The following is a 15,311-nucleotide window of genomic DNA, read 5'->3' as shown; positions in this document are numbered from 1 at the left end:
TCCCCGTCGTGCTCCCCGCCGACGCGGGGGTGGACCGCAGCCGGGAATGTCGAAGCGCTGGCCGTGGGCGTGCTCCCCGCCGACGCGGGGGTGGACCGCAGAAGTACCCCGACAAGCAACTCGCGACGGCCGTGCTCCCCGCCGACGCGGGGGTGGACCGTACGTGTTCCGAACTCCGGTGCTGGCTTCAGGGTGCTCCCCGCCGACGCGGGGGTGGACCGTGTTCGGGAGGGCACCCAGCGCCTCACGGGCGGTGCTCCCCGCCGACGCGGGGGTGGACCGTACGTGTTCCGAACTCCGGTGCTGGCTTCAGGGTGCTCCCCGCCGACGCGGGGGTGGACCGCCAGCATCAGCACCCGACCGCCGCGGCCGTTGGTGCTCCCCGCCGACGCGGGGGTGGACCGGTTCTGGGAGGGACCCCGCTGTACTCGATGACGTGCTCCCCGCCGACGCGGGGGTGGACCGTTGCTGCCGCCGGACGAGATCATGGCCATGGCGTGCTCCCCGCCGACGCGGGGGTGGACCGCCAGTCACGTGTTTCTGGCGAAGGCTACAGAGGTGCTCCCCGCCGACGCGGGGGTGGACCGTGATACCGCCTTCTTGCGGGAACCTTGTAGGGGTGCTCCCCGCCGACGCGGGGGTGGACCGGACTACGGGCCCCGGATGATCCGGACGTGGACGTGCTCCCCGCCGACGCGGGGGTGGACCGAACCCCACGCGCTCCGGGCATTCCGGCTTGGGGTGCTCCCCGCCGACGCGGGGGTGGACCGATCGGCAACGACCCGCTGGCCCACAAGTGGGAGTGCTCCCCGCCGACGCGGGGGTGGACCGGAGAAGTGATCATGTTGACGAATTCTGCCGACGTGCTCCCCGCCGACGCGGGGGCGGACCGGCGATGAACAGAGGGCTCCTCGGGCATCCGTGGTGCTCCCCGCCGACGCGGGGGTGGACCGTCCCAGCGCCTTTCGGCGGGCGTCACCAGTAGGTGCTCCCCGCCGACGCGGGGGTGGACCGCGGTACGTCCTGCCAGCGCTCGGCCTGGTCTTGTGCTCCCCGCCGACGCGGGGGTGGACCGGAGCAGCTGGCCGCGATCCGGACCTGGGCACGGTGCTCCCCGCCGACGCGGGGGTGGACCGATGTCGTTCCGCGAGCTGGGCGAGGCGATCGGGTGCTCCCCGCCGACGCGGGGGTGGACCGCGAGACAATCGGCATTGATGCGGCGTCAGTTTGTGCTCCCCGCCGACGCGGGGGTGGACCGATCACCGACAGTCGGGAGCTCACCGCCCGTCTGTGCTCCCCGCCGACGCGGGGGTGGACCGCTTGGGCGTAGTACTGCTGGGCTAGACCGTGCGTGCTCCCCGCCGACGCGGGGGTGGACCGCCCTCCAACGCGCGCTTGGTGGTCGGCCAGTAGTGCTCCCCGCCGACGCGGGGGTGGACCGAAGCGGACGTCTACGACTGGCTGTACGAGCACGTGCTCCCCGCCGACGCGGGGGTGGACCGAACCACACCCGGGAACGTACGCGCCGTTCCTCGTGCTCCCCGCCGACGTGGGGGTGGACCGCATGCTCGGAGTGACTTCAAGATGCCGGAACTGTGCTCCCCGCCGACGCGGGGGTGGATCGGGAGAGTCCGGCGCCGAAGCTGCCGTCAACTCGTGCTCCCCGCCGACGCGGGGGTGGACCGCCGAACACACGGATGAGGTGGCGGCGGATGTCGTGCTCCCCGCCGACGCGGGGGTGGACCGGCCAAGCCCGGCCGTCCCAAGGGGCGCCCCAAGTGCTCCTCGCGACGCGGGGGTGGACCGGTCCGCGGTCCAGATGGCATGCCGGTCGTCGAGTGCTCCCCGCCGACGCGGGGGTGAACCGTGTTTCAACTCCAGCCGGTACGAACCACCGTGGTGCTCCCCGCCGACGCGGGGGTGGACCGCGGTCACCATGTACGCGGCGAACGTCGCCTCAGTGCTCCCCGCCGACGCGGGGGTGGACCGACGCGCCCGAGCGCCTCCAGGGCGAAGGTCTCGTGCTCCCTGCCGACGCGGGGGTGGACCGATGGTGGCCACCTACAACGGCGTTCCGCTGCTGTGCTCCCCGCCGACGCGGGAGTGGACCGGCAATGCCCGCAACTGGCTGTCCGATTTCAAGGTGCTCCCCGCCGACGCGGGGGTGGACCGTTCCCGAGGCGCGGCAGTTGCCCGGGCCGCAGGTGCTCCCTGCTGACGCGGGGGCGGACCGCAGCCCATCGACATGACCAACGCCGGGCAGCTGTGCTCCCTGCCGACGCGGGGGTGGACCGGAGTACATGCGCGGGCTCGGGGTGCCCACCCCGTGCTCCCCGCCGACGCGGGGGTGGACCGGCGAAAGCCCCGCCGGGGTTTGCCCCGGGAGCGTGCTCCCCGCCGACGCGGGGGTGGACCGACTGCGGGCGGAGGCGTCGGCCAGGTCATCAGTGGTCCCCGCCGACGCAGGGGCGGACCGCCGGAACGGGCCGGGCTTGGTGCCCTGCTGTTGTGCTCCCTGCCGACGCGGGGGTGGACCGCGGTTTGCGGCCCGCCCGGCGCCCCCGATGGGGTGCTCCCCGCCAACGCGGGGGTGGACCGAGTTCAAGGTCAACCGGCTCATCCCCGATCAGGTGCTCCCCGCCAACGCGGGGGTGGACCGTTATGGCGTCGCGGCACCTACGGCGCGCCCGCGTGCTCCCCGCCGACGCGGGGGTGGACAGCTCGCACGGATGCTCGACGCGCAGCCGGAGATGTGCTCCCCGCCAACGCGGAGGTGGACCGCCGAGTTGCGGCGGGTCCGTAACGCGGCGCGGGTGCTCCCCGCCAACGCGGGGGTGGACCGTACAAGGGAGTGCCGTACGCCTGGGGAGGCACGTGCTCCCCGCCAACGCGGGTGGACCGCCGACGCCTGCGCCGAGGCCGATCGGTACATCGTGTTCCCGCCGACGCGGGAGTGGACCGACCGCGATGGTGCAGGCGATCGCTGAGTACGTGTGTTCCCCGCCGGCGCGGGGGTGGACCGCGGACCAGGTTGATCACGACATCGGCAATGTGGTGCTTCCCGCCGACGCGGGGGTGTACCGACCCCATCCCCATGACGCTGGCGTACACGTCCGTGCTCCCCGCCGACGCGGGGTGGACCGCCGCCGGAGGGCGAGACCAACGCACCGGCCGAGTGCTCCCCGCCGACGTGGGGGTGGACCGCCCGACGAGGACGGCGGAGTCCGCCTGCTTGCGTGGCGTGGGCTCCGGCGTCTGCTATTCGGGCCGCTCCTCGCTGCTCTGCCCGTGCTTGAAGGAGTGGTGGCTGGGGTGGCGTGGGTGCTGACGGAAACGAGAGACGTGACGATCGGTCAAGGGCGTGGCCGAATGATGACTGTGGGGGCCTAGGCGGTGTCGTCAAATGCCACGCCCGCATCAGAGGCAGCAACTACGAGCTGGCCCTCGCACGCGGTACGGTCGGCAGCCATCGGCATTGTCATAGCCACCTGGCACCATGATCGGCGTGAGTGAGACAACTGAGCCTGAAGAGAATGAAGTTGCCGCTGTTCTGACCACGCCGGAGGAGTGGCGTGTCTTTCTGGAGCGATACGGCGAGCTGTACGTGAAGGTCCGTGCCGACGACAAAGAGTTGGTCGATCTGCTGGACGACAATCAGTTGGAAGCTCTGGATCAAGGGGAGCGGGTTGAGCCGTGGTTGGGTGAAGCCCCTGCTCGGGAGGAAGCTCTGGTGGCATCCGAGGAGCGGCTCGGAGTGCGGTTCCCACCGAGCCTGCGGGGATTCTTCCTGGCGAGCGACGGGTGGACGCGCCTGGATGCCTGGGTGGACGACGTCCATCCGTGCGGCCGCGTCGTGTGGATGCGGGACAGCGAGGCCGGCAGACGCGTTGCCGAGACCTACGACTCGATACCCGGCAACGAGGACGATGTTCAGTTGTTTCGCCGGTCTATCGAAATCGCCCGGGGAGAGGACTTCTGGCTGCTCGATCCGACCGACGTCGGGCCGGACGGCGAGTGGGCCGCCTACGAGTTCGCACCGAAGTACGGCGACACGACGAAGTACCCCAGCTTCTCCACGCTGTTCCACTCCGGCTACGAGAGCATGGAGGAGGATGAGGACGAGGAGGACATGGACTGAGTTGGTTCGTTAGCCTTCACGCCCACATCAGGAGTGATGCGAGGGCGACGGCCGCTTCGTAGGACTGAGCGGTTTTGTCGTACCGGGTAGCGATCCCTCGCCACCTGTCCCGCTCGGAAATACGATTCTGTTCTGGCCTGCAGTTTCTCCGCGCAGGGCGGCGGCCTGCGCGGCACCTGGGATGATCTGCCGATGCCGCTTTCAATCGTCACCACGCTGGTCCGGAACCTGATCAAGGTGCCCGCAGCGGTGCTGCGCAGCCGCGTGGCCAAGGACGCGGAGGTCTTGGCGTTGCGGCACGAGAACGCGGTGTTACGCCGCCAGATCGCCCGAGTCCGCTACGAGCCCGCCGACCGAATCTGGCTCGCTATCCTTTCCTGACTGGTCCCGCGGGAACACTGGCGCCGCGTATTCGCAGTCACCCCCACCACACTGCTGGCCTGGCATCGACAACTCATTGCGCGGAAGTGGACGTTTCCCCAGCACCGCCGCCCCGGCAGGCCGTCCACCGCGCCCACCGTCAAACAGCTCATCCTGCGCCTGGCCAAAGAGAACAGTACGTGGGGCCACCGCCGGATACAGGGCGAACTCGCACGCCTCGGCTACCCGATCGCCCCGTGAGGTTCCCCCGAGATGCGAGGAGAGGTGACAGCAGGTCAGATGGATCTCGTGAGAGGAGATCTGACGATGCCTGCCCCCAGGAAATACCCGCTGGAGTTGCGTGAGCGTGCGGTGCGGATGTATCGCGCGTCGGAACCGAAGCCCGTCATCCGCCGCCTCGCCGAGGAGCTCGGCGTGCATCACGAGGCCCTGCGCGGCTGGATCCGGCAGGCCGAGGCCGACGCCGGCGAGCGGGACGACCTGCTCACCACCGAGGAGAAGGCAGAGCTGGCCCAGCTGCGCCGCGAGGTGCGCGAGCTGCGCCGGGCGAACGAGGTCCTGCGGACGGCCTCGGCTTTTTTCGCCGCGCAGCTCGACCCGACCCGGCCCAGGTGAGAGCGCTCATCGACGAGCACCCGCACCTGGGGGTCGAGCCCGTACTCCGGGAACTGCACATCCCCTCCTCCACCTACTACCGGTGGTGCCGGGCCGAGGAGGAACCGTGCTACAGGAAACGCCAGGACGCCGGGCTCACCGAGAAGATCCGCCAGGTCCACGCGGACTCCGGCGGGATCTACGGCTCCCCGCGCGTGCATGCCGTCCTCAAGCGCGAGGGCGTAGCCATCGGCCGCAAACGGGTCGAGCGGCTGATGCGCCAAGCCGGTCTCACCGGCATCAGCCCACGCCGCACCGGCAAGGGCTTCACCCGCCGCGACCCGGACGCCGGCCTCGCCCCGGACCTGGTACGGCGCGACTTCACCGCCCCCGCACCGAACCGGCTGTGGGTCACCGACCTGACCATGGTCTCCACGCTGGAAGGGCCGCTGTGGCTGTCAGCGATCCGGGATGCGTTCTCCCGCCGGGTGGTGGCCTGGGAGACCTCCGCCCGCGCGGATGCCGACCTGGTCCTGACCACGCTGGAGTACGCCCTGGCCAGCCGCGAAGTCGAGCCCGGCACGCTCATTCATCATGCAGACCACGGCTGCCAGTACACGTCTATCAAGCTCACAACGCGATTGGTGCGGGCAGGAATTGATGCGTCCATAGGGTCGGTGGGCGACTCGTACGACAACGCGCTGGCCGAGAACCTATGGATGCTGATCAAAACCGAGGGCATCCGAGACCGCACCTTCGCCACCCGGGCCGAGGCGAACCTCGCGCTCTTCGAATACATCGACGGGTTCTACAACCCCCGCCGCATCCAGAAACGACTCGGCTACCTCAGCCCCATCGAGTTCGAGGAGAAGCACTACGCCAACCAGGCAACGACCGAACCGGTGAACCTGAAACCCCGCCAACCCGCCCTGACCAGCTAGTCAGCACCTCCCGCACAGCGGGGGAAGCTCACCGTCCACAGTCTGGGAGATCCTGCACGCGGCTGGCATCGATCCCGCTCCGCAGCGCTCCGGCCCGACCTGGCGTGAATTCCTCACCACCCAGGCCCACGGCATCCTCGCCGCCGACTTCCTCCACATCGACACCATCACCCTCAAGCGCCTGTACGCCCTGGTCTTCATCGAACACGGCACCCGGCGCGTTCACCTCGCCGGCGTCACCGCGCACCCCACCGTCCCGTGGACCGTCCAACAGGCCAGGAACCTCACCATGACGTTGGGGTGCCGGATGGACTCCCTGCGCTTCCTCCTCCGGGACCGGGACAGCAAGTACACCAGCGCCTTCGACGCCGTCTTCCAGGCCGACGACATGGAGATCCTGCTCAGCCCGCCCCGGGCACCGAAGGCGAACGCAGTCTGCGAGCGAGCCGTGGGCACCCTACGCCGCGAAGTCCTCGACCGGCTCTTGATCTACAACGAGGCGCATGCCGTGGAGGTGCTGACCGAGTACATCCGGCACTACAACCAGCACCGCCCCCACCAGTCCCGGCAGCAACTCCCCCCGGACAGTACCGAACTACCCGCCCTGGCCAACGTCACCGACCTCACGCCCCATCGAATCGAACGACGGCCCGTTCTCGGTGGCCTGATCAACGAGTACCGCCAGGCTGCCTGACCGAACGGCATCGCCGCAGTACACGGCATCGAATCGTATTTCCGAGCGGCACAGGATGCGCGCCCGTTCTGCCACGTCGCCGTCCGCGGCCTGTAGTTCGCCCGCGGTCTGGTCCAGGCGCTCCAGTTCCGCCTGCTCGCGCCGGGCGTCGCCCCAGGCGAACCAGCGCACCATCGCCTGCCGCAGGCCAGCCCAGGCGTTGGTTCCCACGGCCTGGACCACGGCAGCTCCGCCCGCGGCCGCCAGTGCGGTCAATGCCTGCTCCAGCATCCTGTGCCGTTCAGCAACGCATCGCTCCAGGTGAGTGGGCGGACCGGCGGTGGTTCGCGGCACTGTCCTCGCTGATACCCAGGTGTCACCAGGCACACGTGTTCCCCCATGACACCAGGGACGTTCCTCGGCTGGCATCGACGTTTCGTTGCACGCAGGCGGGACTACAACGAGTGCCGGATCAAGTCGGGCCCGCCACCGACAGGCCTATTGTCCGGTCAATTGGCTCATTGTACGGTCTAAGGGCGGCGCTGGTCGCCGTGCAGATCAGGCAGGAGACCGACATGACGAATCAGGCAAGGGCCCAGCCCGCTGGCACTCGACTACCGGCTGAAAAGGATCTCCGCCGTGGGAACGGCGTCGGCCGTTACGGGGCCGACGTGTCTTCAGTGAATCGGTGAAGGCGGGTCCGATCTCGCCCGTCATCGGCGTTCCGGAAGGCACCGGGCGCAACCGCGTCCGTACCGTCGTCGGCTCGGCTTGGCGGTCGCCCTCGAACCTGCCCGGCAACCGCGCGGGACAGGTCGCGAACGGCGTCCCGCCCATAAGCGCGGGCGCAGAACTGGCTGGTCAGCTCGCTCCTACCAGTCAATTGAGTGAATGTACGGTCTACCCATGACCGTGCCACTCTATGTACAGATCAGGCGAGAGTTCGAAGCGAAGATCCGGGCTGGGGCCCTGCCGCCTGGCTCGCGTCTGCCAAGCGAGATGGATATCTCCGCCGAGTACGGCGTCAGCCGTGCCACGGCCCAACGGGTCCTCAACGACCTGGCCGAGGCGGGACTGGCGATCCGCCGGCGGCGCCACGGATCGTTCGTCGCGGATGTGACGCGGCAGATCAATCTGCTCAACTTCGTCACCCCCACGGCAGCCGCAAAGGGGGCACCGGGCAGACACCAAGTCGTTTCGGCGCGGATTGTCAGGGCCGCCGACGCCATCCTGGCCCTCCCCGGTGCCTCCGCCGACACGGCCGTAGTGGAACTGGTCCGCCGCAAGCTGAACGTCCGCGAGGAGCCTCAGTCGGTCGAGCGGCACGTCGTGCTCTTCGCGGCCGCCCCCGACCTGCTGAACGAGAACCTCGAAGACCTCGTCACCCTCCCGTACTTGCAGCGCAGGGGAGTGCCGATCGACGCGATCCGGCTTTACCTCGACCCGGTGGCCCTCGACGAGCACGACGCCACATTGCTGCACAGCGAGACCGGAACGCCCGCGCTGATGAGGCGCAGGGAGCTGCGTGCCGATGACGGAAGCACCGTCGAGGTGGTCACGACCCTCGTCCGTCCGGGAACCGCCGAGTTCTTCCTGGAGCTTCCCGTCCCCGCCATATGAGCAGCGTGCCGCTGCCGGAAAGGAAATGTGCACACAATGAAGGTCATTATCATCGGTGCCGGCGTGCTGGGGGTGAGCGTCGCGCGGCAGCTTGCCGTCGCCGGCGAGGACGTTCTCCTGCTCGATCAGTGGGGAGCCGGCACCGGTACGACCGCGACCACATTCGCATGGACCAACTCCAGCAGGAAGCCCGACCCGGACTACCACCGGCTGAACCTCGCAGGGATGGAGGAGCACACCAGGCTCGCCGAGCAACTGCCCGGCATGCCGTCGTACTTCCCCAGCGGCGCGCTGCAGTGGGCAGACGCCACAAACGAGCAGCGGCTCGCCAACAACGTGGAACGACTGCAGGCCCTCGGCTACCCCGCACACTGGGTCACGCCCGACGAAGCAACGCGGATCGCAGGTGATCTCCGCATCCCGGCGGCCATCACGGGCATCGCACACTTCCCCAGCGAGGGATACGTTCTGCCGGACCTCTTCGTGAACAACCTGCTGGCGGACGCCGAGCGGCACGGAGCCACGTGCGCGATCGGCGAGGTCGTGGCCATCGCCGACAGGCCTGACGGAGTATCCGTCACCCTGGCCACAGGCGAGGTCTGCGCGGGCGATCGAGTCGTCCTGGCGGCAGGCCGCTGGACAGAACGCCTCGCCGCACGGGCCGGGATCGACGTTCCCATGGTGACGGATACCGGTCGCGGATCGCAGACCGTCGGTCTGCTCGGGTACGCCAGGTCCCCGGAACTCGACCTGCGCTGTGTGATCCACAGCCCCGGCCTCAACCTCCGCCCCGCGGCCGGCGGGCATACCGTCCTGCAGGCTCTCGATCTGAACGCCGACGTCGATCCAGAAGACCCTCCGTCCGCGGACGGGGACATCGCGAGCACCCTCGCTCGGCGGTTCTCCGCACTGCTGCCCGCCCCGGGCAGGGCACCGAAGATCGACCTGCGCGTCGGCTTCCGGTCACTGCCCGCAGACGGCCACACCGTCGCCGGCTACGCCTCCGCGCAGTCCCGCGTCTACTGCCTCGTCTCGCACAGCGGGGTCACCTTGGCGCCGATTCTGGGACGGCTGGTCGCGGACGAGATCACAACCGATCAGGAACAGGCCCTCCTTGGGGTCTTCCGGCCCACACGATTCACCGGCGTACGGAGCTCGGACATCGAGGTGGATCAGCACGCCACCAGTCTGGGCGAGCAGTAGCCGACAGCCCTGCGCCGCGATTCCCTTCACGGAAGGCCTGATGGCATGACAGCCAAGGACACCCGCGACACACAAACCAAGAGCAGAATGAGCAGGCTGTTCCGTGTGATCGGCGCGATCGAGCGTTGCCGGGAACAAGCTTCCCCACCCGTTCTGGCTCTTCTGGATCCTCGCCGCCGTGCTGAGCATCGCCAGTCTCATCCTGGCCCAGCTCGACGTTTCCGTCACGCTGCCGGAGTCGGCCGCGGGCCGGCTCGGGTAACTCGGCCCGCAGCGCAGCTGCCTCAACGTCTCCACCAACGATCCTGACTGGTGCGCCCGGCCGCGGGGCTCAGCGGTCCACGCGTTTCAGGTCGCGTACGGCTGGGATCGCCAGCATCAGCGCCCAGGCGGCGACCCCCGCGGCCGCGGACATCCACAGCACCGGCACTGCCCCGGCGACGGCGGCGACCGGTCCGGCCGTCGCCTGCCCCACCGGCTTCATCACAAGCGAACCTGCCGCGTCGTAGGCGTGGACCCGGCCGAGGATCCGCTGCGGGACGTGCGTTTGCACGCTGGTGTGGAACATGACGGCCCAGAACGCCATGCCCACTCCGCTCAGCGCGAAGCCCGTCGCGAGTAGAGGCGCGGGCAGGTCGAGGACCACGGTCAGCGGCATGAGCACCCAGGCGGTCATGGCGATGGCGCCGGCACGGAGCGGATGCCGTGGACGGAGCTTTATCGCGATGATCCCGCCGGCCACGCTGCCGAGGCCCAGGGTCGACATCACCAGACCGAACACAGAGGCCCCGTGCTCGGTGACTATCGCACTGTAGCCGAGGGTGAGGGTGGGGCCCGCGGCGGCCAGCTGGAAGAACATGAAAACGACGATGACGCTCCACAGCCATGTCCTGGCCCGGAACTCACACCACCCCTCGACGAGGTCTGTACGGAACGACGACACGCCGCCGCTTCCGCCCGCTGGCACCATCTGGACCGAGCGGAGCAGCAGCAGGCAGACACCGCTGACCGCGAACGTCCCGGCGTCCAAAGCGATCACGACCGCGGGTGAGGAGACTGCCAGCAGCAGCCCCGCCAGCGACGGGCCGACGACGATCGTGATCGCTTCAGCGACGCGCAGTGTGGCATTCGCCCTCAGAACATCCCGTGCGATGCGCGGTGTGATGCTCGCGACCCCCGGCTGAAAGACAGCCCCGCCAGCCCCCACCAGGACCAGTGGCACCAGGATCTGCCACAACTGCGGCGTGCCCAGCGCGAAGAACAGCGCGAGCACCGTCTGGAAACACAGCCGAGCCCCGTCCGCGATGACCATGAGCCTGCGCGCCCCGAAGCGATCGGACAGCACCCCGCCGAAGATGAGCAGCGCGGCGAAGGGCCCGATTTGTGCGGCCAGCGCGTAGCCGACGCCGTTCGCCCCGTATCCCGCCTCGACGACGGCAGCAGTGATCGCGACGGGGATCATCGAGTCGCCCAGAAGGGACGTTGTGCGGGCGGAGAAGAACAGCCGAAAATCACTGCTCCACAGTGGCGCATCGACCGGTGTGCCCTTGACGCCCAGGTCATCAGCCATGCCCTGTTCAGCCACTGCCGCCCCTTTATGGTCCCGTTCATGTCAACGGGACGCCACTCTCACTCGCTATCGGACAGGCTGTCAACGGAGTATGGCGTGCGCACTCTCGGTCGACTGCGGTCATGTCCGGGGACGCAGGGGACGTAGCCGCACCGCGTCGTGCCCTGTGGGTGCCGGAAACCTGTGTCACTCCTAGACGAGCAAGTCCGATGTGTGGTCTTCCCGTTCGCCGGTCTGTGATCATGGAGGGGCTGCGACGGAAGGAATTGCGCGTATGTCGTTCGGGTATGGCTTTCGCCCGTTGGCTCTTGGTGTGAGGTTCGTGTTTGAGCTGGTGGCACTGGTGTGCTTCGGGCTCTGGGCATGGGCTGCCGTGCCTGCTTCCCTGCGGTACGTCTCCGTTGTAGCCGTTCCGCTGGCCGTGGCTGTGCTGTGGGGAGTGTTTGCCACCCCAGACGATGCATCCCGGTCCGGAGGGACGGTGATTGCGACACCTGGTCCGCTGCGGTTCCTGCTGGAGCTGGCTGTGTTCTTCGGTGGTGCGGCGGCGTTGTACGAGGCGGGATCCCGCACTCTCGCCGTGATCCTCGCCGGTGCGCTGGTCGTGTACCACCTGCTGTCGTGGGACCGGGTTCTGTGGCTGCTCAGGCATTGAGTCCGCCCCGTGGGTATCAGAGGGCGGTGCGTCCGGGAACGTGAACAGGGTGTCCATGATCGTTGTGTGACGAACGATCTGGACACCCTGCTGACTGCACTGTACGTGAAGATCGATGACGAGCTGGAGGTGGAGCGATGGATGGGCTGTCCACCGCAGTTGAGCGATGCCGAGCTGGTCACGCTCGCCGTGGCCCAGGCACTGCTCGGCTTCCACTCCGAGGCCCGGTGGCTGCGGTACGCCCGCAAGCACCTCACCGCGATGTTCCCGTACCTGCCGCAGCAGTCCGGGTACAACAAGCGTCTCAAGGCCGCATTGCCGTTGGTCAAGAAGGCAATACGAATGCTCGCGGTGGACACGGACTTCTGGTTCGACAACCAATGGATCGTGGACTCGACACCCGTGGAGTGCGGGCGTTCGCATCCGACGGTGAAGCGGTCGGAGATGGCCGGCTGGGCCGGATACGGGTACTGCGCCTCGCACTCGCGGTTCTTCTGGGGGCTTCGCCTGTACCTGGTGTGCACCCCGACCGGGATGCCCATCGTTTGGGCGCTCGCGTTGCTGGTATGCCCGGCGGGGCAGGTGGCCTTCTCGGCTTCCCAGTCGATGGTGAAGTCGGTGGCGGCGAAGCCTGCCTGGGCTTTGGCCTGCCGGGAGGTGTCCAGCAGGACCGGCGTGATCAGTGCGATGCCGTAGGTCTTCACTGAGCCGTGGATGAGTTCGGCGGTGGCGTAGCCGGAGTCGAGATAGTGCTCATCGGGGATCAGGCCGCGTTGCTGGAGTGCGTGGTGGACGGCGTCGAGAGCCTTGCTGTCGGGAAGCGTGGAGTGGGTGGTGGCGACATTGGTGATGAGGTTCGGGTGGGTGCGTGCGGCTTCGGGGGCGGAGGTGCAGGTTTCGCTGATGTGGAGTTTGTAGCCGTTCCAGAAGATGTCGTGTTTGGCGGACCATCGGGCGTCGGTGTCATAGGGCGAGGACAGACGTAGGTGGCCGGGCGGGCGGCCGTCACCGCCTTCATCGGTCTTCTCCCGCCGCTTGACGACCTCCCGGCCGCCTCGGGTGGTGGTGCGGGTGTAGTTCTGCAGCAGCACACACCGCAGGACCTGCACCGCGGGCAGTTCGCGCAGCCAGACCGGGGAGCTGGAGTGGTAGACCGCGCCCAGCAGGGCGAAGCCGTCCCGGGCGAAGTCCACGGCCAGTTTCTGCTGCTTGGTCCGGGAGGTGGGCAGGCGCCAGCTGTCCACCCGCGGTCCGTACCGCTTGCTCCATGAGGCCACGTCCACGCTCTGTGCGACCCAGTCCGGATCCGCGCAGGTCAGCGCTTCGAGTGTGGCGCGAACCGCCTCCCCGGCCAGTTCCAGCCGGTTCAGGTCGCGCACCGCCGCGATCACGTGGGTGGAGTCCGTGCGCTGCTTGCCTCCTTTGGCCAGCAGGCCTTGTTCGACCAGCCTGGCCACCAACAAGTCCAGCACCTTCTCTTCCAGGCCATGGGCGGCGACCCGGGTGCGGAACTGGGAGAGGACACTGAAGTCGAAGCCGGGATCCTCCAGGCTCAGTCCGAGCGCGTAGGACCAGGAGAGTTTGTCCCGCACCGCCTCGGCAGCCTGCCGGTCGGTCAGGTTCTCGGCCATCTGCAGCACCGTGACCAGTGCCAAGCGGCCCGGTGACCAGCCACGTGGCCCCGTCACCGCGAACGCTTCCGCGAACTCGGCATCCGGGAACAACTCACCGAGCCGATCACGCACCACGACCGGTAGCGGCACCTGACGGCCGGAGTACTTCGCCCGCACCGCCCGAGCCACCTCCGGCGCCGGCTCCGGCCACGACCGCGGCTCCATCGACACCGTGCCCCTCCCGCTCCGTGACCGGGAACGAGAAGGACCGGCCACCAGATCAGCCTGCCGCAACGATCAACACCCCGACCAGCACAAACGGCAAATGGGCAACAGGATCAGTCAGGCGTCAGTGGACGACGGAACTCCAGCCGGTCCGTCACCAACCGCTCGGAGCAGGGGGCGTTCAGCGACCTGCCTGCGCTTCGCGCACCAGGTTGGAGAACGCGGTGAGGTTGGGGACGGCGGAGGTGCTCGCGGTGGCCCAGGCGCGGCGTCGCCCCCGCTCGGTCACCTTGACGAGGCCGCGCTCCAAGGTGACTTGTTCGACCTGGGCCCAGGGCAGCCGCTTGTGCTTGCGGCCGGTCCCGGTGGTGAGCGCACCCGGCTCCAGGACATAGGCGCCGAAGGCCACAACCTGCCCTTGGCGCATCATCGCCAGCATTCCCGGGAGTTGGGCTGCGGCGATCCTCGGGTCGACAAGCTGGCGGAAATCGTCGACGACATTGCGCTCCGTCCGAGTGGACTGCCCCTGGAACCGGTGACTGCGGCCATCGTTGAGGCCGATCCAACAGGTGGTGGATATGCCTCGGTAGCTCTGGTTGACGTATCGCTTCACCACGTCCTGGGTAAAGCTGCTCACCTCGTCGTAGCGGAAGTGGAAGGGGGCCGGGTCATCGGCGAGGCCGACCACGCTGCCCTGCTCGTACACGACGATCACAAGCTGTTTGTTCTGCCAGGCCTGGAGTCGGGAACCTCCGCTCATGGCGTGCACAAGCCTGCCCATGGCGCGGTTCGACGCGATCCCCGAGAAGGACGAGGGCACTGGTATGCCGTCGCTGCGCTGCACGTCATCTCCCACCCGAAGTTGCCGGCCGTGGCTCCGCTCCCCGGCTGGGCAGGCCAGCTTCAGCCCGCACGGTACACCAGACGTGAGCCAGAAGCTTGCTCTCCGCTCTCGCACAGCGCCTGCCACCCGCCCTAGTTCAGCACCTGGCGCGAGAAAATCCGACCTGGGGGTACGTCAGGATCCAAGGTGAGCTCCGACGGCTCGGTCACCGGGTCTCAGCCGCCACCATCCGGCGCGTTCTGCGCTGCTCCGGTCTACCGCCCGCACCGCAGCGCGCATCCCAGCAGACCTGGCTCTCCTTCCTCCGCACCCAGGCCCACACGCTGCTCGCCTGCGACTTCATGCACGTAGAGACCATCTTCCTCAGACGTCTCTATGTCTTCTTCATCATGGAGATCGCCACCCGGCGCGTTCACGTCCTGGGTGTCACCGCACGCCCTACAGGCGTGTGGGTCACCCAACCCGCCCGCAACATGCTCATGGATCTCGAGGACAGGGCTGGGTGCTTCCGGCTTCTCATCCGGGACCGGGACAGCAAGTTCACCGCCGCGTTCGACGCCGTCTTCGCGGGCAACCGCGCACCCGCCATCCCGACGCCGCCGCAAAGTCCCCGGTCCAACGCGTTCGCCGAACCATGAATACGTACAGCCCGCGCCGAGTGCACCGACCGACTCCTGATCACGGGTGAACGACACCTGCGTAAGGTCCCTACAACACGGCCTACGAGCCCCTGACGCGTACCACACTACGTCGCCCCGGCTGTCTCACCATCCGCAGGAAACGCCCAGCTCAGCAGCCTAAATGGAATGTTGACACCCCTCACCTCAGGATGACAGGTGCAGCGGCGTCCAGAC

Annotated in this window: 10 protein-coding genes, 5 pseudogenes and 1 CRISPR repeat array (1 of these 16 only partly in view); of the genes and pseudogenes, 12 read left to right on the top strand and 3 right to left on the bottom strand. The window is 68.3% G+C overall.

Features of this window, described 5'->3' with window-relative positions; translation table 11 throughout:
* A CRISPR array of direct repeats spans positions 1–1,746; the repeat unit is 29 nt; unit sequence GTGCTCCCCGCCGACGCGGGGGTGGACCG (it extends 968 nt beyond the left edge of the window).
* Positions 1,747–2,050: 304 nt separating this feature from the next.
* The 9 genes and pseudogenes from ACWDSL_RS18905 to ACWDSL_RS18865 all read left to right on the top strand — a co-directional run.
* Entirely contained in the window at positions 2,051–2,218 is a 168-nt protein-coding gene (locus ACWDSL_RS18905; protein WP_450486725.1) for a hypothetical protein, read from the top strand.
* 1,278 nt (positions 2,219–3,496) lie between these two features.
* A complete protein-coding gene (locus ACWDSL_RS18900) occupies positions 3,497–4,138 on the top strand; it encodes an SMI1/KNR4 family protein (protein ID WP_450486723.1) in 642 nt (213 codons plus the stop codon).
* A 192-nt stretch (positions 4,139–4,330) separates the two neighbouring features.
* Positions 4,331–4,753: pseudogene (locus ACWDSL_RS18895) on the top strand (integrase core domain-containing protein); the annotation flags it as partial.
* A gap of 72 nt (positions 4,754–4,825) precedes the next feature.
* Positions 4,826–5,134: a transposase gene (locus ACWDSL_RS18890; RefSeq protein ID WP_450486721.1), complete on the top strand. Its 309-nt coding sequence runs from the start codon at positions 4,826–4,828 to the stop codon at positions 5,132–5,134.
* Positions 5,131–6,054: an IS3 family transposase gene (locus tag ACWDSL_RS18885; protein ID WP_450486719.1), complete on the top strand. Its 924-nt coding sequence runs from the start codon at positions 5,131–5,133 to the stop codon at positions 6,052–6,054. The genes ACWDSL_RS18890 and ACWDSL_RS18885 overlap by 4 nt, the downstream gene beginning before the upstream one ends.
* A 28-nt stretch (positions 6,055–6,082) precedes the next feature.
* Positions 6,083–6,748, top strand: a pseudogene (locus tag ACWDSL_RS18880) (integrase core domain-containing protein); the annotation flags it as partial.
* Between the two features lie 885 nt (positions 6,749–7,633).
* Positions 7,634–8,347, top strand: a complete 714-nt coding sequence (locus ACWDSL_RS18875; protein ID WP_450486717.1) for a GntR family transcriptional regulator — start codon at positions 7,634–7,636, stop codon at positions 8,345–8,347.
* A gap of 36 nt (positions 8,348–8,383) precedes the next feature.
* Positions 8,384–9,550, top strand: a complete 1,167-nt coding sequence (locus ACWDSL_RS18870) for an NAD(P)/FAD-dependent oxidoreductase (RefSeq protein WP_450486715.1) — start codon at positions 8,384–8,386, stop codon at positions 9,548–9,550.
* Between the two features lie 136 nt (positions 9,551–9,686).
* Positions 9,687–9,812: pseudogene (locus tag ACWDSL_RS18865) on the top strand (hypothetical protein); the annotation flags it as partial.
* 69 nt (positions 9,813–9,881) lie between these two features.
* Here ACWDSL_RS18865 and ACWDSL_RS18860 read toward each other — a convergent pair.
* Positions 9,882–11,120, bottom strand: coding sequence for an MFS transporter (locus ACWDSL_RS18860; RefSeq protein ID WP_450486713.1), 1,239 nt, complete (start codon positions 11,118–11,120; stop codon positions 9,882–9,884).
* A 274-nt stretch (positions 11,121–11,394) separates the two neighbouring features.
* Here ACWDSL_RS18860 and ACWDSL_RS18855 point away from each other — a divergent pair, with 274 nt between their 5' ends.
* Together ACWDSL_RS18855 and ACWDSL_RS18850 are read left to right on the top strand one after the other, a co-directional pair.
* Complete coding sequence (locus ACWDSL_RS18855; protein ID WP_450486711.1) at positions 11,395–11,775, top strand: YrdB family protein; 381 nt, start codon at positions 11,395–11,397, stop codon at positions 11,773–11,775.
* A gap of 66 nt (positions 11,776–11,841) precedes the next feature.
* A pseudogene (locus ACWDSL_RS18850) lies at positions 11,842–12,333 on the top strand (IS982 family transposase); the annotation flags it as partial.
* A gap of 2 nt (positions 12,334–12,335) precedes the next feature.
* Here ACWDSL_RS18850 and ACWDSL_RS18845 read toward each other — a convergent pair.
* Both ACWDSL_RS18845 and ACWDSL_RS18840 read right to left on the bottom strand, forming a co-directional pair.
* Positions 12,336–13,613, bottom strand: a pseudogene (locus ACWDSL_RS18845) (transposase); the annotation flags it as partial.
* A 181-nt stretch (positions 13,614–13,794) separates the two neighbouring features.
* Positions 13,795–14,457 carry a DUF6585 family protein gene (locus tag ACWDSL_RS18840; protein WP_450486709.1) on the bottom strand — a complete coding sequence of 221 codons (663 nt, stop codon included), beginning with the start codon at positions 14,455–14,457 and terminating at the stop codon, positions 13,795–13,797.
* A gap of 341 nt (positions 14,458–14,798) precedes the next feature.
* Here ACWDSL_RS18840 and ACWDSL_RS18835 point away from each other — a divergent pair, with 341 nt between their 5' ends.
* On the top strand, positions 14,799–15,095 hold the full coding sequence (locus ACWDSL_RS18835; RefSeq protein WP_450486707.1) for a hypothetical protein: 297 nt from the start codon (positions 14,799–14,801) through the stop codon (positions 15,093–15,095).
* Positions 15,096–15,311: the final 216 nt, after the last annotated feature.

It is taken from the genome of Streptomyces sp. NPDC000941 (genome assembly GCF_053599555.1).
Note: the sequence above shows the minus strand (reverse complement) of the source record. Positions and strands in the feature narration are given on the sequence as shown.

What these genes read in the sequence shown, in the direction of transcription:
- ACWDSL_RS18905 (WP_450486725.1), top strand. Translation starts at nt 2,051, where the DNA reads ATGGTGGCCACCTACAACGGCGTTCCGCTGCTGTGCTCCCCGCCGACG.
- ACWDSL_RS18900 (WP_450486723.1), top strand. Translation starts at nt 3,497, where the DNA reads ATGATCGGCGTGAGTGAGACAACTGAGCCTGAAGAGAATGAAGTTGCC.
- ACWDSL_RS18890 (WP_450486721.1), top strand. Translation starts at nt 4,826, where the DNA reads ATGCCTGCCCCCAGGAAATACCCGCTGGAGTTGCGTGAGCGTGCGGTG.
- ACWDSL_RS18875 (WP_450486717.1), top strand. Translation starts at nt 7,634, where the DNA reads ATGACCGTGCCACTCTATGTACAGATCAGGCGAGAGTTCGAAGCGAAG.
- ACWDSL_RS18870 (WP_450486715.1), top strand. Translation starts at nt 8,384, where the DNA reads ATGAAGGTCATTATCATCGGTGCCGGCGTGCTGGGGGTGAGCGTCGCG.
- ACWDSL_RS18860 (WP_450486713.1), bottom strand. Translation starts at nt 11,120, where the DNA reads ATGGCTGATGACCTGGGCGTCAAGGGCACACCGGTCGATGCGCCACTG.
- ACWDSL_RS18855 (WP_450486711.1), top strand. Translation starts at nt 11,395, where the DNA reads ATGTCGTTCGGGTATGGCTTTCGCCCGTTGGCTCTTGGTGTGAGGTTC.
- ACWDSL_RS18835 (WP_450486707.1), top strand. Translation starts at nt 14,799, where the DNA reads ATGCACGTAGAGACCATCTTCCTCAGACGTCTCTATGTCTTCTTCATC.